Genomic DNA, 17,648 nt, shown 5'->3' with positions numbered 1-17,648 from the left:
CCTCGGGCGGCACCTCGGGACGGCGCTGGTGGGACGAGCCCGTCGGCCGCCCTATTCCTCCGGCGGCCGCGGGCGGCCGAAATCCGGGGCTGCGGTCTCCTGGCCCTGGGCCACGATGCTGCGCCGGATCGCCCGGGTGCGGGTGAACATCGCGTGGAGCGCGTCGCCGTCGCCCCAGCGCACCGCCTTGGCCAGCGCCGACAGGTCCTCGTTGAACCGGCCGAGCATCTCCAGCACCGCCTCGCGGTTGTTGAGGAAGATGTCGCGCCACATGGTCGGGTCGGAGGCGGCGATGCGGGTGAAATCGCGGAATCCGCTGGCCGAGAACTTGATCACCTCGGACTGGGTCGCCGATTCGAGATCCGCGGCGGTGCCGACGATGTTGTAGGCGATCAGGTGCGGCAGGTGGCTGGTGATCGCCAGCACGTGGTCGTGGTGCTCGGCGCTCATGGTCTCGACGTCGGCGCCCATGCCCTCCCACAGGGCCCGGACCCGCGCCACGGCGGCCGGGTCGGTGCCCTCGGGGGGCGTGAGGATGCACCAGCGGCCCTGGAACAGGGTCGCGAAGCCGGCATCCGGCCCCGAGAACTCGGTGCCGGCGATCGGGTGGCCGGGCACCAGCGCGACGCCCGCCGGCAGGTGCGGCTGGACCGCCGCCACCACGGCGCCCTTGACCGAGCCGACATCCGACACGATCGCGCCGGGCTTCAGGTACGGCGCCAGCTCGGCCGCCGCCGCCCCGATGGCGCCCACCGGCACGCACAGGATCACCAGGTCGGCATCCGTGGCGCCCGCCTGCGGGTCGCCGGTGACGAGATCGGCGATGCCGAGTTCGGTGAGCCGGGCGCGCACGGCCGCGTCGCGGTCCAGCGCCACGATCGTCCGGGCGAGGCCGTAGCGCCGGGCGGCGCGGGCGATCGAGGAGCCGATCAGCCCGAGCCCGACGATGGTGAGGCGCCCGATGGGCGGGGGGCCGGCTTCAGGCATGCGCGCCCCGCACGAAGTCGCCGAGCGCGGCCAGGAAGGCCGTGTTCGCCTCGGCCCCCGCTACCGTCACCCGCAGGGCGTTGGGCAGGCCGTAGGCGCTGACCCGGCGGGTGATCAGCCCGCGCTCGGTCAGGAACGCGTCGGCGTCGGCGGCCGACCGGCCCGGCGCGTCGGGGAAGTGGATCAGCACGAAGTTCGCGACGCTCGGCGTCACCGTCAGGCCGAGCGCCCGGGCGCCCGCGGTGAGTTTTGGCAGCCATTCGGCGTTGTGGGCGGCGGCCGCCGCCATGTGGGCCTCGTCCGCGATCGCCGCCGCGCCCGCCGCGATGGCCGGCCCGGAGACGTTGAACGGGCCGCGGATGCGGTTGACCGCGTCGACCACGTGGGCTGGCGCCAGCATCCAGCCGATCCGCAGGGCGGCGAGCCCGTGGATCTTCGAGAAGGTCCGGGTCATCACGACGTTCTCGGATTCGAGCGCGAGTTCGAGCCCGGCCGAGTAGTCGTTCGCCCGCACGTATTCCGCGTAGGCGCCGTCGATCACCAGCAGCACGTTGGCCGGCAGGGCGGCGTGCAGGCGGCGGATCTCGTCGAACGGCAGGTAGGTGCCGGTCGGGTTGCTCGGGTTGGTGACGTAGACGATCCGGGTCCGCTCGGTGACCCGGGCCAGGATGGCGTCGACGTCGGTGGTGAAGTCGCGCTCGGGCGCCACCACCGGCTCTCCGCCCGCGGCCAGGATCGCGATCCGGTAGACCAGGAAGCCGTGCTCCGAGTAGATCCCCTCGGTGCCGGGGCCGCCATACGCGTAGGCCAGCAGCGACAGCAACTCGTCCGAGCCCGCGCTGCAGACGATCCGCTCCGGATCGAGCCCGTAGCGCTTGGCGATGGCCGTGCGCAGCACCGTGGCGCGGCCGTCCGGGTAGGTCTCCAGCTTGGCGGTGGCCTCGTGGAGCGCCGCGAGCGCCGCCGGGCTCGGCCCCAGCGGCGTCTCGTTGGACGAGAGCTTGTGGACCTTGCCGCCGCCGGGCCGTCCGCTCTTGCCGGGCACGTAGGTGTCGATCGCCAGAACGCCGGGGCGCGGTTCCGGGCGGGCGAGAAGGGGGGCGGACATGGCTCTGGCGACTCGGATGCGCGTGCGACGGTTCGTGTTCCGGGTCGGTCTACAGCATTTCCTCCGTCGGTGAAGCCGGGCGCCCCGCGTCACGCCGGGAGGTTCGGCGCCTTCGGGGCGTGGACACGCACTGGTTGGTGCGCCGGCAGTCGCTATGTTCGGCGGGGACCTGAGCTTGCCACGGAGGACCGATCCCATGCCCCTCACACGCTACCTGGACGGCGGCGCCCACATCCTGTCGGCCGACGAGACCCTGATCCGGTTCGCCATGACCAACGGCGAGCGGGTGATCGGGATCGACGTTCCGATCCCGGTTCTGCGCCAGACGTTCGCCGGCGGGGCCGACCTCGCGCCCCTCGACCTGTTCGCCCGGAACCAGGCGGCGATCGAGGCCGCGGCCAGCGCCGCCTACGACAAGACCGCGACGCCGAACGACCTGCTCGACATGGGCCTGGAAGATTTCGCGACGCCTCCGGGCGCGGCCACGCTCTGAAGCCGGCGGGGCCGGTTCCTGTGGGTCGCCCAAGAAGCCCCGCGACTCGGAGAGGAAGCCCTGCGCCCCGGTGAGGAAGTGCCGCGTCTCGGTGAGGAAGCCCCGCGGCGCGGCAAAGCGGCGACGCGCAAATGCCGCGGGGCACCCGCCACGTTTCGGCCTGTTGATCCCAGAGAAGGGGCCGCGTCGGGCGCGTCGCGTCCCGCGTTCCCCTGGACGGATCCACATGCCCGGTGACCTGATCCCCTGCAGCCTGTTCCTGATCGGGATCCTCACCTCGGTGGCCGCCGATTGTCGGCTGCGCCGGGCGGAGGCCGCCCCGTGGGCGAACGGGTGCATCGCGGTGGTCGGGGCCGCGATGGTGTTCGCCGCCTGCGCGGCCGCGATCCGGTGAGGCATGGGCATGCGCGCGCCAGCCGGAGGGGGGGCCAAAGGTATGACCGCCAAGGCGCGGATTCGGAGGAACCTGCGGCGGCCCCGCGCACTTCCCCAGCCGTGATCCTGGGCCGCGTTCCCTGGCGCGGCCGGCGCGATGAGGTTTCCATGGTTTCGATCCAGGCGATCGTCGGATGCGCGCTCGTCCTGTCCGGGCTCTGCGTCGAGAACGTCGCGAGCCGGAGCTGGCGCGGCGGCGTGCGCGCCGACCGGCTCGACGCGAGGGCCGTCCTGGCGCTCGGCCTGCCCGCCCTCGGGCTGGCGCTGATGGCCGCGCCGCTCGCCTGAGCCGGGCCGCTGCCCCTCTTCTCTTTTGCCCCCTGCGCAAACCGCGCGCGTTGACGCTCGCGGCCGCGCGCATTACCTCCCGGTCTCGCTGGCCGCGTCGGGCGAGTGGGGCGGGTCTCGCGACACCGTGCCCCCTGCCGCGGACCGGGATCGCCGACACACGGTCGTCAAGTCCCGCATGGATACCCAACCGGACACCGCGCTGCGGCCGGACCCGATCGACGAGACGGCCGGGCGCCTGTCGGAGCCCTCGCAGGCGCTCGACCCGAAGAGCCTGGTCATGCGGTTCGGCGCGGACGCGCCGCTGCTGACCGATGCCGGCGTCGAACTCGCGCCCTTCCAGATCGCCTACCAGACCGCCGGCACCCTGAACGCCGCGGGCACGAACGCGGTGCTGATCTGCCACGCGCTCACCGGCGACCAGTATTTCGCCCATCCGCATCCGCTCACCGGCAAGCCCGGCTGGTGGGAGACGCTGGTCGGCCCCGGCAAGCCGGTGGACACCGACCGCTACTTCGTCGTCTGCTCGAACGTGATCGGGTCGTGCATGGGCTCCACCGGCCCGGCCTCGATCGATCCCGCCACCGGGCGGCCCTACGGGCTGAACTTCCCGCTGGTGACGATCCGCGACATGGTCCGGGCCCAGATGATGCTGCTGGAGCGGCTCGGCGTGCGCGACCTGTTCCTGTGCATCGGCGGCTCGATGGGCGGGATGCAGGTGCTGCAATGGGCGGCGCTCTACCCGGAGCGGGTCTTCGCCGCGATGCCGATCGCCACCGGCCCGCGCCACTCGGCGCAGAACATCGCGTTCCATGAGGTCGGCCGGCAGGCGATCATGGCCGACCCGGCCTGGGCGGACGGGCGCTACCTCGAGGAGGGCACGCGGCCGTCCAAGGGGCTCGGCGTCGCCCGGATGGGCGCGCACATCACCTACCTGTCCGAGCCGGCGCTGCACCGGAAGTTCGGCCGGCGGTTCCAGGGCGGCTCGGCCCCGACCTTCTCGTTCAACGCCGACTTCCAGATCGAGAGCTACCTGCGCCACCAGGGCCTGAGCTTCGTCGAGCGGTTCGACGCCAACGCCTACCTCTACCTCACCCGGGCGATGGACTATTTCGACCTCGCCGAGGACCATGGCGGCGCGCTGGCCAACGCGTTCCGGGGGATCAAGACCCGGTTCTGCCTGGTCTCGTTCACCTCTGACTGGCTGTTCCCGACCTCCGAATCCCGGGTGATCGTGCACGCGCTGAACGCCGCCGCCGCGCCGGTCGCGTTCGTGGAGGTCGAGACCGACAAGGGCCACGACGCCTTCCTGCTCGACGAGCCGGCGATGTTCTCGGCCGCCCGGGGCTTCATCGACGCCGCCGCTCGGGCTCGCGGCCTATGAGCGGCTCGATGCTGTTCAAGGGCTCCTCGGGCAAGGCGACCCACGGCGCGCCGTGGCAATCCACCGACACCCTGCCCCGCACCGCCGAGGGCGGCGGCGCCCGGGTCGACCACATCGTCGTGCTTGGGCTGATGCCGGCGGGCGCGCGCGTCCTCGATATCGGCTGCGGCGACGGCTCCCTGCTGGCGCTGCTGCGCGACCGGCGCGGCATCGACGGCCGCGGGATCGAGCTGTCCCGGGACGGGGTCAACGCCTGCCTGGCCCGGGGCCTATCGGTGATCCAGGGCGACGCCGACACCGACCTGGAGAACTACCCGGACGACGCCTTCGACGTGGTCGTGCTGTCCCAGACCATCCAGGCGACCCGCAATCCCCGGATCGTGCTGGAGCACCTGCTGCGCATCGGCCGGCAGGTGATCATCTCTTTCCCGAATTTCGGGCATTGGCGGGTCCGGTCGGAGCTGGCCCTGCGCGGCCGGATGCCCATCACCGAGATCATGCCCGACGCGTGGTGGGAGACGCCCAACATCCACCATTGCACGATCCGCGACTTCGTCGGCCTGTGCCGGCTGATCGGCGCGGAGATCGAGAGCGCCACGGCCCTCGATGGCCGGGGCCGGCCGATGCGCTTCGCCATGCCCTGGTGGGTCTGGAACCTGTTCGGCGCCCAGGGGGTGTTCTTGCTCCGGCGCGGGGACCGGTAGCGTCATCCCGAGATGCGCGCCCCGGACGCCCGGGCGCCCCCGGACAGGTTTATGGGACGGGCCGATGCGCAGGCCCCGTCTTTCGACCCCCGCCTGGGGCGACTTTCCCCTGACCTGCCCCGTCCCGCTCGCGAGAGGCGGCGTGTCGCGCTCCGTCGCCGGCCTCGCCTGCCGCGCCGGACCGGCACCCGGCGGCGGCGCCCCGTCGTGGACCCTGACCCATGGGGCCGGTCAGTTGTAGGCGTTCGGCGTTTCCGTGCTCCGGCGCGCGATGGCGCGCCCGACCTCGAACAGGGCGGCGCGCAGGCCCGGCAGGGCGCTCTTCGCACCGTCGCCCTCGATCAGCGAGTGGGCGATGATCAGGTGGTCGGCGATCCGGTCCAGGTGATCCTGCGGCGCGGTCGCATGATGCGTCGGCGGCGGCAGGTAGCGGCCGACATGGCCGTAGGCTTGCATCCCGTCCGTCGCGCTCGGGGTCATCTCGATCATCGAGCCGAGATAGCCCAGGAAAGTCGAGTCCGGGGGGCCGAACGAGGGCAGGCCCCCGGCGCCCAGCCACCGCACGCTCCCGTCGGCGCAGCGCAGCCGGAAGCGCAGGCTGAACTCGCTGACGGCGCCCGCGGCCCGGCTGAACACGTCCTGGATGGTCGCCCGGTCGGTCTCGGGGACGCGGTCGAGCCAGCCGAGACCCAGCGCGGCGGACCGGTCCTGCCCCGTGATCTCGGACCACTCACCGCTGAGATAGACGAACCGACCAGATGCATCGGTCGAAAAAATCATTGCCGCCTTCCGGGAGGGCTCGGTTGGTATGAAAGCTAACTGTGAGAATTAAATAAAGATAGCGGCCTTGATCTTTATACAATATTTTATACTATGCCGGTGATGAATTTATACCGGCTCACGTGCGTCTCCGAAAGGAATGGCTGCTCAGCATCAGCACGCGCATGGAATCGAGGACCCAGGGTCGAGCCCGATTGCGCCGTGATCGCAGCCGACTTGGAGGGAGAGGATCGTCCGTCATGAGCGGCTCGGACAAGCCGGGGACCAAGACCTTGCTGACGCTCGCCGGAATCCTCGGCATCCCGGTCGAGCAGTTCTTCGACGACGAGAGCGCGACCGACGGCCAGGCCGAGGCGCAGGAATGCCTGCGGCTCTGGTCGGCGATCCGGACCAGCGAGGGCCGCGCGCGCGCCCTGACCGTCATCCGCGGCATCATCGAGGACGAGCGGCGGTAAGGAGGCGGCCGGACCCACGCGCGTCCCCCTCCCCTCTCTGCGGGGAAGGGAATGCGCGTATCCGGTTCGAAGGGACTTTTCGCCCCGCCCGCCTCGAACCGCGCCGTCGTGTTCGGGTCCCTACCGCGCGCCGCGGTGCAGATCCCCGTCGATCAGCAGGGCGCTGCGGTTGTCCAGGCGGGAGCGGTAGACCTGCAGGTTCTCCATCACCCGCTGCACGTAGTTGCGGGTCTCGGTGAACGGGATGCGCTCGACCCAGTCGATCACGTCGACCTCGCCCTTGCGCGGGTCGCCGTAGGCGTCGATCCACTTCTTCACGTTGCCGCCGCCGGCATTGTAGGACGCGAAGGCGAGCACGTAGGAGCCGCGCCAATCCTCCATCAGCTCGCCGAGGTGGGCCTGGCCGAGCTTGGCGCAATAGGCGGGATCGCTGGTCAGGCGGTCGACGTCGAAGGTCGTGGCGACCCTGCGGGCGGTGCGCTGGGCGGTGGCCGGCATCATCTGCATCAGGCCGCGGGCGCCGACGCCGGACTGGGCCCGGGGATCGAACTGGCTCTCCTGCCGGGCGATGGCGTAGACCATGGCCCGCTCAACCTGCGGCACCGCCGTGAAGGTCTCGTAGGTGGGGATCCCGATGGTCGGATAGGCGTGGGCGTCGAGCGGCAGGCCGCGCTGCACCGCGAGCTTGCCGACCGCCACCAGGGCGCGGGCGTCCTTCATCTCGGTGGCGAGGTCGCCGAGCGCCTGGATCTCCCGCGGATCGGTGAGGTCCCGGGCGGCGTCGATGTAGAGCGGCAGCGCCAGGTCCTTGAGACCGGCCTCGCCGAGCAGGCGCAGGGCCCGGATCGACAGCCGGTCGTCGAAGGCCTGCCGCTCGGCGCCCTCGAGGTCGGCCGGCGCGCGCAGCGGCAGGCTGGTCTGGCCGAGCCGGGCCCGGGCGACCTGGCCGTAATAGGCGATCGGCTGCAGGGCGGCGCGCTCGTAGAAGCCCTTGGCCGCATCGTGCTGGCCCAGCGCCTCGGCCGCCCTCCCCTGCCAATAGGCGGCCCGCGCCAGCGAGACCGGGCTCTCCGCGATGGTCGCCATCCGGGCGAAGTGCTGCGCGGCGCTGGCCGGGTCGGCGGCGAACCGCAGGGCGATCCACCCGGCGTGGAACTCGGCCTCCAGGCGCTTCTCGGGGGTGCGGGCCGCGTGGCCGCTCGCCACCGTGAAGGCGGTCCTGGAATCGCCGAGGTCTAGGAGCTTGCGCGCCACGATCCGGCGCTCGACCCACCACTCGTCGCCGTCGACCAGCACGTCCGGGTTGCTGGGCGCCGTGGCCAGGATCGCGGCGGCCTCCTCGGGCTTGTCGGCCCGGCGGAAGAACTGCGCCCGCGAGAAGATGTAGGAGGCGTCCCCGCGCAACGAGGGCGGCACCGCGGCGAGCGCGGCCGGCCCGCCGGCCTTGTCCTCGACGGCCCGGCGGGCGCGCACGAGGCTGGCATAGCCGCCGCCCGCGTAGCCGGCGGCCCGGCCGGCGCTCTCCCAGTCGTCCTTCAGGAGCGCCCGCTCCATCCGGTAGCGGTGGTCGATCCGGGCGAGCACGCCCGGGAAGGCGTCCTGGACCTTGGCCTCCAGGCTCTTCCCGAAGCTCTCGGTCCGCCACAGGTCGTGGACGATCTCGGCGGCGTCGCCGTCGAAGCCGTCGGCCCGCAGCGCCAGCGCCAGGGCGAACTTGCCCGGCGCGCTCACCGGCTTGGCGGTGGCGAAATAGGCCCGGACGACGGACGGGGGCTTGCGCTCGGACAGCAGCGCCTCCTCGGCCCGGCGGCGCAGCAGCGGCCCGGCCGGCCAGGTCGGGTTGGCCCGGGTGAAGGCGACCGTGCGGGCGAAGCCGATGCCGGCCCCGGCGCGGATCGCCACCCATTCGAGCAGCGCCCGGGCGGCGGGATCGGTGAAGCCGTCGCGCATCCGGTCGCCGTCGGCGACCCGGCCCTTGCGGTAGAGGTCGATGGCGCCGCGCAGCAGCGTCGGATCGGTGTCGCCCGCGCTCTTCGGCTTGCCCGGGTCGGGGACCTCGGGGACCGGCGCGGCCGGCGTCACCGCGGCGTCGGGCAGCGGGAACGCCACGGGGGCGTCGGGATCGGCGGATGCGTACGCGGTGGCGGCGGCCGGGATCTTGCCGGCGGCCTCCTCGCCCCGGTCCGAGCCCTTCTCGCTTCCCTTGGCGGTCTGGGCCGGATCGAGCTTGAGGGCGTCGGCCGCGACCGGGTCGGCGACAAGCTCGGCCTCGGTGCTCCGGGTCTGGGCGGGCGACAGGGCGGCGTCGCTCGAGGGCGGCGTCGGCTGCGAGGCGGGCGCATCGGTTTCGGCGTGAGCGCCTTGGCCGGCGCGCGCGACCCCGAGGGTCGTGTCGACCATGAGGGTCGTGACGACCCCGAAGGTCGTGACCAACGCGACCGCCGCCAGGGGCGTGCGCGTCGAGGCCAGCGCTCGGATCAGTGGACCGCGGATCGACTGGGCTCGGATCACGTTTCCCCCCTTCTCGCGACCGGAGTGGAAAGAAATGAAGATCGGCGCGGGGGCATTAAGAACCCGTAAACCCTCGCCACGATCTGTTTGCGCACCGTGGCGCGACCGCCTATGTCTGCCCGTCCGCCGCCGAACGGCGTGCCGGACGCGCGGCCCCGAGAACGCCGGGACACGCCACGCCGCCGAGACCCCAGCTGAGCCTCTTTGGGACGCCTGAGATGACCGAGATGACCGGGAGCCGCCTGCGGGGTTCGCTCACCGCGCTTGTGACGCCGTTCCGCGACGGCGCCTTCGACGAGGCCGCGTTCCGGAAATTCGTGCGCTGGCAGATCGAGCAGGGCAGCCACGGCCTCGTGCCGACCGGCACCACCGGCGAGAGCCCGACCCTCACCCATGCCGAGCACGACCGGGTGGTCGAGTCCTGCATCGACGAGGCCGGCGGGCGCGTCCCCGTGGTGGCGGGCGCGGGCTCCAACTCCACCGCCGAGGCCGTGGCGCGGGCGCGCCATGCCGAGCGCGCCGGCGCCGACGCCGTCCTGGTGGTGACGCCCTACTACAACAAGCCGACGCAAGAGGGTCTCTACGCCCACTTCAAGGCCGTCAACGACGCGGTCGGCATTCCGATCATCATCTACAATATCCCGCCGCGCTCCGTCGTCGACATGAGTGTCGAGACGATGACCCGCCTGTTCGAACTGAAGAACATCGCCGGCGTGAAGGACGCGACCGCCAAGATCGACCGCGTCAGCCAGCAGCGTCAGGCCATGGGGCCGAACTTCCTCCAGCTTTCGGGCGAAGATGCGACGGCGCTCGGTTACAACGCCCAGGGCGGCCACGGCTGCATCTCGGTGGTGGCCAACGTGGCCCCGCGCCTCTGCGCCGACCTGCAGGAGGCCTCGCTGGCGGGGGACTACGCCAAGGCGCTGGCGCTCCAGGACCGGCTGTTCCCGCTCCAGAGCGGGCTGTTCGCCGAGGCCAACCCGGGCCCGACCAAGTACGCGCTGGCCAAGCTCGGCCACATGACCGAGGACCTGCGCCTGCCGCTGGTGCCGGTCTCGGAGGCGACGCGCCGCATCGTGGACGACGCCCTGCGCCACGCCGGCCTTCTGGAAGGCTGAGGAGAGTCACGAAACATGGCCCCGAAACCGGAGCCCAGTCGGCGCGTCGTCGCCGACAACCGTGCGGCGCGCTTCCACTACACGATCGAGGACACGCTCGAGGCCGGCATCGCCTTAACCGGCACCGAGGTGAAGTCCCTGCGCGGCGGCAAGGCGACCATCGGCGAGGCCTATGCGGGCCCCTCCGGCGGCGACCTCATGCTGTTCAACTGCTACATCCCGGAATACCTGGAGGCGAACCGCTTCAACCACGAGCCCAAGCGCCCGCGCCGGCTGCTGCTGCACCGCCGCCAGATCAACAAGCTGATCGGCGCGACCCAGCGCCAGGGCTACACGGTGGTGCCGCTGAAGATCTACTTCAACGACAAGGGCCGGGCGAAGATCGAGCTGGGGCTGGGCAAGGGCAAGCAGGCCCACGACAAGCGCGAGGCCGCCAAGGAGCGCGACTGGCAGCGCGACCGGGCGCGGCTGTTGCGGGACCGGGGGTAGAGCGGGGCATCGGGGGATCGGTTCGGAGCCGCTCCGCGCGCGATGACGGTGGGCGCGAGGCCCGAAGACCGGCAATTCGCCTTTGGCCGCCGGCGATCTACTCTGGCGGCAGCAGAGGAGCCGCCCATGACCGATCATCCCGACAGCCTGCCCGCCGAGCTCCCCGCCCCCGTGGATGACGGCGCGGCCGATCACCTGCGCGGGATGAAGCTGCCCGACGTGGCGCTCACCGCCACGGACGGCCGGACCGTCTCGCTCGCGAAGCTCTCCGGCCGCACGGTGGCCTATGCCTATCCGCGCACCGGCGTGCCGGGGAAGCCGGCCCTGACGCCGGACTGGGAGGCGATCCCGGGCGCCCGGGGCTGCATCCCGCAGGCCTGCGATTTCCGCGATCACCACGCCACGTTGAGGGAGCGCGGCGTGGCGCAGGTCTTCGGCCTCTCGACCCAGACCGGCGCCGACCAGCGCGAAGCCGCCGAGCGGCTGCGGCTGCCGTTCCCGCTGCTGGCCGACCCGCACCGGGCCTTCGCGATGGCCGCGCGCCTGCCGGTGTTCGAGGCGGGCGGGCAGGTGCTGCTGCGCCGCCTCACCCTGGTGATCGACGACGGCGTGGTCATGCGGGTGTTCTACCCGGTGTTCCCGCCCGACCGCAGCGCCCGGCAGGTGATCGACTGGCTCGACGGCGGCAGCGCCTGAAAATCAGCCCCGATCTCGGAGCCTGTTTGACTGCGCGGTCGAACTCGCATGACGGCTCTGTTCGACGGAGATCCTCATCTCTCCCCTCATCCTGAGGTGCTGCGCAGCAGCCTCGAAGGGGCCCTCCAGGGATCGCGCGGCAGGCTGGAGGACTCCTTCGAGGCCTCCGCTGCGCTCCGGCACCTCAGGATGAGGTCGAGGATGAGAATGACCGGTCAAACAGGCACTCAGCCTTCCTCGGCGTCCGGCTGGCGGATGCCGTAGCGGTTCTCCAGGCTCGGGCTCGGGCGGGAATCGCCGCGGTAGCGGCTGGCGGTCTCGCCGGGGGCCCGGACCGGGCGCTCGCTCGGCTCCCGGCCGATGCGGTTCGACAGGCTCGCGAGATCGACGAACTCGTCGGCCTGCCGGCGCAACTCGTCCGAGATCATCGCCGGCTGGGTCTGGATGGTGGAGATCACCGTCACCTTGACGCCGCGCCGCTGCATCGCCTCGACCAGCGAGCGGAAGTCGCCGTCGCCGGAGAACAGCACCATGTGGTCGATATGCGGGCTGAGTTCGAGGGCGTCGATCGCCAGCTCGATATCCATGTTGCCCTTGTACTTGCGCCGGCCCATCGAGTCCGTGAACTCCTTCACGGGCTTGGTCACGACGCGGTAGCCGTTGTAGTCGAGCCAGTCGATCAGCGGCCGGATCGAGGAATACTCCTGATCCTCGATCATCGCGGTGTAGTAGAACGCGCGCAGAAGATTATCGCGGGCCTGAAATTCCTTGAGCAGTTTCTTGTAGTCGATATCGAAGCCGAGGGCCTTAGTGGTCGCGTAGAGGTTCGCGCCGTCGATGAAGAGGGCGCTGCGTTGCGGTGCTGCCATGGATGGGTCGGATCCTGAAGAATACGGGTTGTCGGAAATCGTGTGCTGAAACGGCTGGTCGAGGTCCGGGGCTGAAAACCCGGGGCCGCATCGTCGCGATCGAATGCCGAGACGGATTGAAATCCGGGACGCGTAAGCTCGGTCCCCTTCCGGGCGACCGTCACCCGGGTGCATCGACCATTCGGTTGAAACGCAGCTGTGTCAAGTCAATCGCAGGATATGAGCCTCTTGGGCCGCCGATCGCGCGCCGAAGTGATTGCGATAACGTATCCCGGCGTATCCGGCCGGGCCACGACGACCCTTTACCGAGGTTGCGCCGGAAAACCTGAGCTCCGCCCCGCGCCGGGGTGCCGGCCGGATTTAGCCGTTCACCCGCTCGACGCTGTTGACCGGCCGTTTGCCGCGCAGCTCCGCGATGATCGCCGTGAGGTGCTGCAGGTCCCAGACCGACAGGTCGATGGTGATGTCGGTGAAGTCCTGGGTGCGGCGCTTCATCGAGATGTTGTCGATGTTGCCGTCGTGGTCGGCGATCACCTGGGCGATCTGGGCGAACACCCCCGGCTCGTTGATCGACTTCAGCGCCAGGCGGGCCGGGAATCGCTCGCTGCCCGAGGCCTCGGTGTCCCAGCGGACGTCGAGCCAGCGCTCGGGCTCGTTGTCGAAGGCGGCGAGCGCCGCCGACTGGATCGGGTAGACGGTGACACCGACCCCGGGGGTCAGGATCCCGACGATCCGGTCGCCCGGGACCGCGCCGCCGTTCGGCGCGAAGGTCACCGGCAGGTCGCCGGCGAGGCCCCGGATCGGGATCGCGTCGCTGCGGTCCTCGGGCTTGCCCTCGCCGGCCGGGAAGGTCAGCCGCATGGTCTGGTCGGCCGAGCGCACCAGGCGGCCGGCCCCGTTCAGCACCCCCAGCGAGGAGGGCCGGCGCTCGTCGCGGTGGTCGGGATAGACCGCCCGGACCACGTCGCCGGAGAACATCTCGCCGCGCCCGACGGCGGCGAACACGTCCTCGGTGGTGGCGCGGGCCAGCCGCGGCAGGGCCCCGCGCAGCTTGTCCTCCGAGAAGGTCTTGGCCGCGCGCTCGAACGCCCGGTCGAGGATCTGGCGGCCGAGCCCGGCATATTGCCGGCGGACCGCCGTCCGGGTCGCCCGCCGGATCGCCGCCCGGGCCTTGCCGGTCACCACCAGGGATTCCCAGGCGGCCGGCGGCGAGGCGCCGTCCGAGCGGCTGATCTCGACCTCGTCGCCGTTGGCGAGTTCGTGCAGCAGCGGCGCCATGCGGCCGTTGATCTTGGCGCCCACCGCCGAGTTGCCGACATCGGTGTGCACCGCGTAGGCGAAGTCGATCGGCGTCGCGCCCCGCGGCAGGGCGATCAGCCGGCCCTTCGGGGTGAAGCAGAACACCTGGTCCTGGAACAGCTCCAGTTTGGTGTGCTCCAGGAACTCCTCCGGGCTGTCGCCCTCGGCGAGCAGCTCGATGGTCCGGCGCAGCCATTGGTAGGCGCCGCTCTCGGCCGCCAGCTTCGGGTGCACGCTGCCCTCGGAACGGGCGGCCGGCTCCTTGGACGGGTCCCGGCCCGGATCCTTCGCGGCGTCCTTGCCTAGGTCCTTGTAATGGGCGTGCGCCGCGATGCCGTACTCGGCGATGTCGTCCATGGCGCAGGTGCGGATCTGCAACTCGACGCGCTGGCTCTTCGGCCCGATCACCGTGGTGTGGATCGAGCGGTAATCGTTCTGCTTCGGCGTCGAGATGTAATCTTTGTAGCGCCCCGGGACCATCGGCCAGCTGGTGTGGACGATCCCGAGCGCCGCATAGCAATCCTGGACCGTATCCACGATCACCCGGAAGCCGAAGATGTCGGACAGCTGCTCGAAGGCGACCGATTTGCGCTCCATCTTCGACCAGATCGAGAACGGCCGCTTCTGCCGGCCGCTGACCTCGGCGGTGATGCCCTGGGCGGAGAGCTTTTCCGTGAGCACCTGCGCGATGGTCTCGACCACCCGCTCGGACTTGGCGGTGAGGCGGGCGAGCCGCTGCTCGATGGTGGCGTAGACCTCCGGCTCGATGTTGCGGAAGGCCAGGTCCTCCAGCTCCTCGCGCAGCTCCTGCATGCCCATCCGGCCTGCGAGCGGCGCGTAGATGTCCAGGGTCTCCTGGGCGATGCGGTGGCGCTTGTCCTCCCGCATGTGGTGGAGGGTGCGCATGTTGTGCAGGCGGTCGGCGAGCTTGACCAGCAGCACGCGCACGTCCGCCGCCACGGCGAGCAGCAGCTTGCGGAAGTTCTCGCCCTGGGCGGCCTGCTTGGAGACGAGGTCGAGCCGCTTGAGCTTGGTCAGCCCGTCGACCAGCGCGCCGATCTCCGGCCCGAACAGCCGGCGGATCTCCTCCAGGGTCGCCTCGGTGTCCTCCACGGTGTCGTGCAGGACCGCGGCCACGATGGTGGCGTCGTCGAGGTGGAGGTCGGTGAGGATCCCGGCGACTTCGAGCGGATGCGCGAAGAAGGGGTCGCCGGACGCGCGCTTCTGCGTGCCGTGCGCCTGCATGGCGTACACGTAGGCGCGGTTGAGCAGCGCCTCGTCGGCGGCCGGGTTGTAGCGCTTCACCCGCTCGACGAGTTCGTACTGGCGCATCATCCGCCGGGACGTCGTCGGTTCCTGGGGGGGGCGCGGAGTCGGGATCACGGCGGACTCTCCCGCAACGGGCGTGCCGGCGCCAGCCCCCGGCGAGGGAAAAGCGCCGGGGGCTGGCGCTTCGCCGTTCGAACGCAAGAACCCGGCGTCTCCGCCGGGTCCGGTCGCGGTCAGGTCGTGATCATCCAGACCCACGTGGTGCGGCTCGCTGTCCTGGGCTTACACGCGCCTCGGTGATTCTCGGGCTCACTCGCCCTCGTCGTCGGTCTCGACCGGCGGAGCGAGGTTCTCGAGGCCGCGCAGCAGGTCCTCCTCGCTCATGCGGTCGAACTGGACCGCCCCATCGTCGCTGGAGGATTGCGGGGCCACGGCGGCGGCGGCCGGCGAGCTCGACAGCAGCGGCACGGTCTCGGCTTCCGGCTCGTCGACCTCGACGTATTTCTGCATCGAGTGGATCAGCTGTTCCTTGAGGTCGTCGGCCGTGATCGTCTCGTCGCCGATCTCGCGCAGGGCCACGACGGGGTTCTTGTCGCGGTCGCGGTCGATGGTGAGCGGGGCGCCGGCGGCCAGGAGGCGGGCCCGATGGCTCGCCAGGAGCACCAGCTCGAACCGGTTCTCGACCTTCTCGATGCAGTCTTCGACGGTGACGCGCGCCATGCGGGGCGGCTCCTCAGCTTAAGCGACGGGTGATGTCGGGTGTGGCCGCACTCTACACGGAATGGCGTTGTGCAACAAGCACAGCGGGTTGCGCAGGGCGCGCGTCTGGCGGGCGCGGGGAAAGGGGCGTGGGACAGGGGTGTGGGACGGGGGCAGCTGCGGTGCTTCGCGGCGGGCAGGGTCCGGGCGGGTGGCGGATTGTGCGACGCATTGTTGACACCCGCTGCCCCGGGTGCGAGTGCGCGCCCCATTCGAGAGTTTCGGCCGACACGGGCGGCGTTCGCGCGCCGCCCGGCGAGAGCGATCAAGACAAGCCATGCGCGCACTCATCTTTCCCGGCCAGGGCAGCCAGGCGGTCGGCATGGCGAAGGCGCTGGCCGAGGAGTTTTCGCAGGCGCGGGCCGTGCTCGACGAAGTCGACGACGCCCTGTCCCAGCCGCTCTCCCGGCTGATGTTCGAGGGGCCCGTCGAGGAACTCACCCTCACCACCAACGCCCAGCCGGCCCTGATGGCGGCGAGCCTCGCGGTCCTGCGCGTGCTGGAGGCCGAGCGCGGCCTCGACCTCGCCCGGGACGTCGCCTGCGTGGCCGGGCATTCGCTCGGCGAGTACGCGGCGCTCGCGGCCGCCGGCAGCCTGTCGATCGCGGATGCGGCCCGGCTGCTGCGCCTGCGCGGCGAGGCCATGCAGGCGGCGGTGGCGCCGGGCGTCGGCGCGATGGCGGCCCTGATCGGCACCGATGTCGAGGCGGCCCGCGGCATCGCCGAGGCGGCCTCGCTCGAATCGGACGGTGCGGCCTGCGACGTCGCCAACGACAACGGCGGCGGCCAGGTGGTGCTGTCGGGCGACCGGGCGGCCGTGGAGCGCGCCGTCGGCATCGCCACGGAGCGCGGGGTCAAGCGCGCCGTGATGCTCAACGTCTCCGCCCCGTTCCATTGCCGCCTGATGGCGCCCGCCGCCGACGCGATGGCGCGGGCGCTGTCCGCCGTGACCCTGAACGCCCCCCGGGTGCCGCTCTACGCCAACGTCACCGCGGCCCCGGTCGCGGACCCTGACGCGATCCGGGCGGCCCTGGTCGAGCAGGTCACCGGCACGGTGCGCTGGCGCGAGAGCGTCGCCGCCATGGCGGGCGCGGGGGCCGACCAGTTCTACGAACTCGGTGCCGGCAAGGTGCTCACCGGGCTGGTCAAGCGCATCGCGCCCCAGGCCCGCGCCGCGGCCATCGGCACGCCCGCGGACGTGGCGGCGTTCTCGCTCTAGGACAAAGGGAGTCCCGCATGTTCGATCTCACCGGCCGGAAAGCCCTCGTGACCGGCGCCACCGGCGGCCTCGGCCAGGCGATCGCCCGGGCGCTGCACGCCCAGGGCGCCACCGTGGCGCTGTCCGGCACCAAGCCCGCGGCGCTGGAGGCCCTGGCCGCGGAACTCGGCGAGCGGGCGAGCCCGGTGGCGGCCGACCTCTCCGACAAGGACTCGGTGGAGGGCCTGGTGCCGGCGGCCGAGGCGGCGATCGGGCCCCTCGACATCCTGGTCAACAATGCCGGCATCACCCGGGACAACCTGTTCATGCGGATGAAGGACGACGAGTGGGAGCAGGTGCTCGCCGTCAACCTCACCGCGGCCTTCCGGCTCTCGCGCGCGGCGGTGAAGGGCATGATGCGCCGCCGCTCCGGGCGGATCGTCAACATCGGCTCGGTGGTGGGCGCGACCGGCAATCCCGGCCAGGGCAACTACGCCGCCGCCAAGGCCGGCCTCGTGGGCATGACCAAGGCGCTCGCCGCCGAGGTCGCCTCGCGCGGGATCACGGTCAACTGCATCGCGCCGGGCTTCATCAGCTCGCCGATGACCGACGCGCTCAACGAGAAGCAGCGCGAGGGCATCCTGGCGCGGGTGCCGGCCGGGCGGCTGGGCGAGGGCGCGGAGGTTGCCGCCGCTTGCATCTACCTGTCGTCCGCGGAGGCCGCGTACGTCACCGGCCACACCCTGCACGTGAACGGCGGGATGGCGATGTTCTAGGTCCGAAGCGATGCCCTAGACACGCGCAGG

The 17,648-nt window shown here is 71.5% G+C and carries 18 protein-coding genes; 11 read left to right on the top strand and 7 right to left on the bottom strand.

Going from position 1 to position 17,648, the window contains the following annotated elements:
- Nucleotides 1–51 precede the first annotated feature (51 nt).
- Both AC0IY0_RS02065 and AC0IY0_RS02060 read right to left on the bottom strand, forming a co-directional pair.
- Nucleotides 52–987 carry a prephenate/arogenate dehydrogenase family protein gene (locus AC0IY0_RS02065; protein ID WP_147910016.1) on the bottom strand — a complete coding sequence of 312 codons (936 nt, stop codon included), beginning with the start codon at nt 985–987 and terminating at the stop codon, nt 52–54.
- Nucleotides 980–2,095, bottom strand: coding sequence for a pyridoxal phosphate-dependent aminotransferase (locus tag AC0IY0_RS02060; RefSeq protein WP_419830161.1), 1,116 nt, complete (start codon nt 2,093–2,095; stop codon nt 980–982). Before AC0IY0_RS02060 ends, AC0IY0_RS02065 begins: the two co-directional genes overlap by 8 nt.
- A 196-nt stretch (nt 2,096–2,291) precedes the next feature.
- Here AC0IY0_RS02060 and AC0IY0_RS02055 point away from each other — a divergent pair, with 196 nt between their 5' ends.
- The 5 genes from AC0IY0_RS02055 (at nt 2,292) to metW (ending at nt 5,399) form a co-directional block, all read left to right on the top strand.
- Nucleotides 2,292–2,588, top strand: a complete 297-nt coding sequence (locus tag AC0IY0_RS02055; RefSeq protein ID WP_471762932.1) for a hypothetical protein — start codon at nt 2,292–2,294, stop codon at nt 2,586–2,588.
- A 226-nt stretch (nt 2,589–2,814) separates the two neighbouring features.
- Nucleotides 2,815–2,982 (top strand): hypothetical protein, encoded by a 168-nt coding sequence (locus tag AC0IY0_RS02050; RefSeq protein WP_187193644.1) that lies wholly within the window; start codon nt 2,815–2,817, stop codon nt 2,980–2,982.
- A gap of 149 nt (nt 2,983–3,131) precedes the next feature.
- A complete protein-coding gene (locus AC0IY0_RS02045; RefSeq protein ID WP_147899511.1) occupies nt 3,132–3,311 on the top strand; it encodes a hypothetical protein in 180 nt (59 codons plus the stop codon).
- 178 nt (nt 3,312–3,489) lie between these two features.
- Nucleotides 3,490–4,695: a homoserine O-acetyltransferase MetX gene (gene metX / locus AC0IY0_RS02040; protein ID WP_147940976.1), complete on the top strand. Its 1,206-nt coding sequence runs from the start codon at nt 3,490–3,492 to the stop codon at nt 4,693–4,695.
- The gene (gene metW / locus AC0IY0_RS02035; protein WP_246692348.1) at nt 4,692–5,399 is read left to right on the top strand and encodes a methionine biosynthesis protein MetW; all 708 of its coding nucleotides are present in this window, start codon (nt 4,692–4,694) and stop codon (nt 5,397–5,399) included. The genes metX and metW overlap by 4 nt, the downstream gene beginning before the upstream one ends.
- Before the next feature lie 231 nt (nt 5,400–5,630).
- Here the strand turns inward: metW and AC0IY0_RS02030 are convergent, their stop codons facing one another.
- The gene (locus AC0IY0_RS02030; RefSeq protein ID WP_471762931.1) at nt 5,631–6,179 is read right to left on the bottom strand and encodes a PAS domain-containing protein; all 549 of its coding nucleotides are present in this window, start codon (nt 6,177–6,179) and stop codon (nt 5,631–5,633) included.
- Nucleotides 6,180–6,418: 239 nt separating this feature from the next.
- On the opposite strand from AC0IY0_RS02030, the gene AC0IY0_RS02025 reads away from it, so the two are divergent.
- Nucleotides 6,419–6,634, top strand: a complete 216-nt coding sequence (locus tag AC0IY0_RS02025; RefSeq protein ID WP_147910011.1) for a hypothetical protein — start codon at nt 6,419–6,421, stop codon at nt 6,632–6,634.
- A 120-nt stretch (nt 6,635–6,754) separates the two neighbouring features.
- On the opposite strand, the gene AC0IY0_RS02020 is transcribed toward AC0IY0_RS02025, so the two are convergent.
- A complete protein-coding gene (locus tag AC0IY0_RS02020) occupies nt 6,755–9,034 on the bottom strand; it encodes a lytic transglycosylase domain-containing protein (RefSeq protein ID WP_471763022.1) in 2,280 nt (759 codons plus the stop codon).
- Between the two features lie 329 nt (nt 9,035–9,363).
- Between AC0IY0_RS02020 and dapA the strand changes: the two genes are divergently transcribed.
- The 3 genes from dapA (at nt 9,364) to AC0IY0_RS02005 (ending at nt 11,448) form a co-directional block, all read left to right on the top strand.
- A complete protein-coding gene (gene dapA, locus AC0IY0_RS02015) occupies nt 9,364–10,263 on the top strand; it encodes a 4-hydroxy-tetrahydrodipicolinate synthase (protein WP_147940977.1) in 900 nt (299 codons plus the stop codon).
- A 15-nt stretch (nt 10,264–10,278) separates the two neighbouring features.
- Entirely contained in the window at nt 10,279–10,752 is a 474-nt protein-coding gene (gene smpB, locus AC0IY0_RS02010) for an SsrA-binding protein SmpB (RefSeq protein WP_147910009.1), read from the top strand.
- A 126-nt stretch (nt 10,753–10,878) separates the two neighbouring features.
- The gene (locus tag AC0IY0_RS02005) at nt 10,879–11,448 is read left to right on the top strand and encodes a peroxiredoxin (RefSeq protein WP_419830164.1); all 570 of its coding nucleotides are present in this window, start codon (nt 10,879–10,881) and stop codon (nt 11,446–11,448) included.
- Nucleotides 11,449–11,675: 227 nt separating this feature from the next.
- Here AC0IY0_RS02005 and AC0IY0_RS02000 read toward each other — a convergent pair whose 3' ends face one another.
- The 3 genes from AC0IY0_RS02000 to rpoZ form a co-directional block, all read right to left on the bottom strand.
- Complete coding sequence (locus tag AC0IY0_RS02000) at nt 11,676–12,317, bottom strand: LabA-like NYN domain-containing protein (RefSeq protein WP_147910007.1); 642 nt, start codon at nt 12,315–12,317, stop codon at nt 11,676–11,678.
- Nucleotides 12,318–12,677: 360 nt separating this feature from the next.
- The gene (locus AC0IY0_RS01995) at nt 12,678–14,951 is read right to left on the bottom strand and encodes a RelA/SpoT family protein (protein ID WP_147910006.1); all 2,274 of its coding nucleotides are present in this window, start codon (nt 14,949–14,951) and stop codon (nt 12,678–12,680) included.
- Between the two features lie 243 nt (nt 14,952–15,194).
- Nucleotides 15,195–15,605 carry a DNA-directed RNA polymerase subunit omega gene (gene rpoZ, locus AC0IY0_RS01990; RefSeq protein WP_147855510.1) on the bottom strand — a complete coding sequence of 137 codons (411 nt, stop codon included), beginning with the start codon at nt 15,603–15,605 and terminating at the stop codon, nt 15,195–15,197.
- Between the two features lie 316 nt (nt 15,606–15,921).
- Between rpoZ and fabD the strand changes: the two genes are divergently transcribed.
- Together fabD and fabG are read left to right on the top strand one after the other, a co-directional pair.
- Nucleotides 15,922–16,863 (top strand): ACP S-malonyltransferase, encoded by a 942-nt coding sequence (gene fabD / locus AC0IY0_RS01985; protein WP_147910686.1) that lies wholly within the window; start codon nt 15,922–15,924, stop codon nt 16,861–16,863.
- Nucleotides 16,864–16,880: 17 nt separating this feature from the next.
- Nucleotides 16,881–17,618 (top strand): 3-oxoacyl-[acyl-carrier-protein] reductase, encoded by a 738-nt coding sequence (gene fabG / locus AC0IY0_RS01980; RefSeq protein ID WP_147910685.1) that lies wholly within the window; start codon nt 16,881–16,883, stop codon nt 17,616–17,618.
- Nucleotides 17,619–17,648: the final 30 nt, after the last annotated feature.

Source organism: Methylobacterium sp. AC315 (genome assembly GCF_979253755.1).
The sequence above is the reverse complement of the archived record's forward strand: the minus strand, read 5'-3'. Positions and strand labels throughout refer to the sequence as shown.

Bases quoted from the DNA above. Each gene is read 5' to 3' on its own strand.
- AC0IY0_RS02065 (WP_147910016.1), bottom strand. From the start codon at position 987: ATGCCTGAAGCCGGCCCCCCGCCCATCGGGCGCCTCACCATCGTCGGG.
- AC0IY0_RS02060 (WP_419830161.1), bottom strand. From the start codon at position 2,095: ATGTCCGCCCCCCTTCTCGCCCGCCCGGAACCGCGCCCCGGCGTTCTG.
- AC0IY0_RS02055 (WP_471762932.1), top strand. From the start codon at position 2,292: ATGCCCCTCACACGCTACCTGGACGGCGGCGCCCACATCCTGTCGGCC.
- AC0IY0_RS02050 (WP_187193644.1), top strand. From the start codon at position 2,815: ATGCCCGGTGACCTGATCCCCTGCAGCCTGTTCCTGATCGGGATCCTC.
- AC0IY0_RS02045 (WP_147899511.1), top strand. From the start codon at position 3,132: ATGGTTTCGATCCAGGCGATCGTCGGATGCGCGCTCGTCCTGTCCGGG.
- metX (WP_147940976.1), top strand. From the start codon at position 3,490: ATGGATACCCAACCGGACACCGCGCTGCGGCCGGACCCGATCGACGAG.
- metW (WP_246692348.1), top strand. From the start codon at position 4,692: ATGAGCGGCTCGATGCTGTTCAAGGGCTCCTCGGGCAAGGCGACCCAC.
- AC0IY0_RS02030 (WP_471762931.1), bottom strand. From the start codon at position 6,179: ATGATTTTTTCGACCGATGCATCTGGTCGGTTCGTCTATCTCAGCGGT.
- AC0IY0_RS02025 (WP_147910011.1), top strand. From the start codon at position 6,419: ATGAGCGGCTCGGACAAGCCGGGGACCAAGACCTTGCTGACGCTCGCC.
- AC0IY0_RS02020 (WP_471763022.1), bottom strand. From the start codon at position 9,034: ATGGTCGACACGACCCTCGGGGTCGCGCGCGCCGGCCAAGGCGCTCAC.
- dapA (WP_147940977.1), top strand. From the start codon at position 9,364: ATGACCGAGATGACCGGGAGCCGCCTGCGGGGTTCGCTCACCGCGCTT.
- smpB (WP_147910009.1), top strand. From the start codon at position 10,279: ATGGCCCCGAAACCGGAGCCCAGTCGGCGCGTCGTCGCCGACAACCGT.
- AC0IY0_RS02005 (WP_419830164.1), top strand. From the start codon at position 10,879: ATGACCGATCATCCCGACAGCCTGCCCGCCGAGCTCCCCGCCCCCGTG.
- AC0IY0_RS02000 (WP_147910007.1), bottom strand. From the start codon at position 12,317: ATGGCAGCACCGCAACGCAGCGCCCTCTTCATCGACGGCGCGAACCTC.
- AC0IY0_RS01995 (WP_147910006.1), bottom strand. From the start codon at position 14,951: ATGATGCGCCAGTACGAACTCGTCGAGCGGGTGAAGCGCTACAACCCG.
- rpoZ (WP_147855510.1), bottom strand. From the start codon at position 15,605: ATGGCGCGCGTCACCGTCGAAGACTGCATCGAGAAGGTCGAGAACCGG.
- fabD (WP_147910686.1), top strand. From the start codon at position 15,922: ATGCGCGCACTCATCTTTCCCGGCCAGGGCAGCCAGGCGGTCGGCATG.
- fabG (WP_147910685.1), top strand. From the start codon at position 16,881: ATGTTCGATCTCACCGGCCGGAAAGCCCTCGTGACCGGCGCCACCGGC.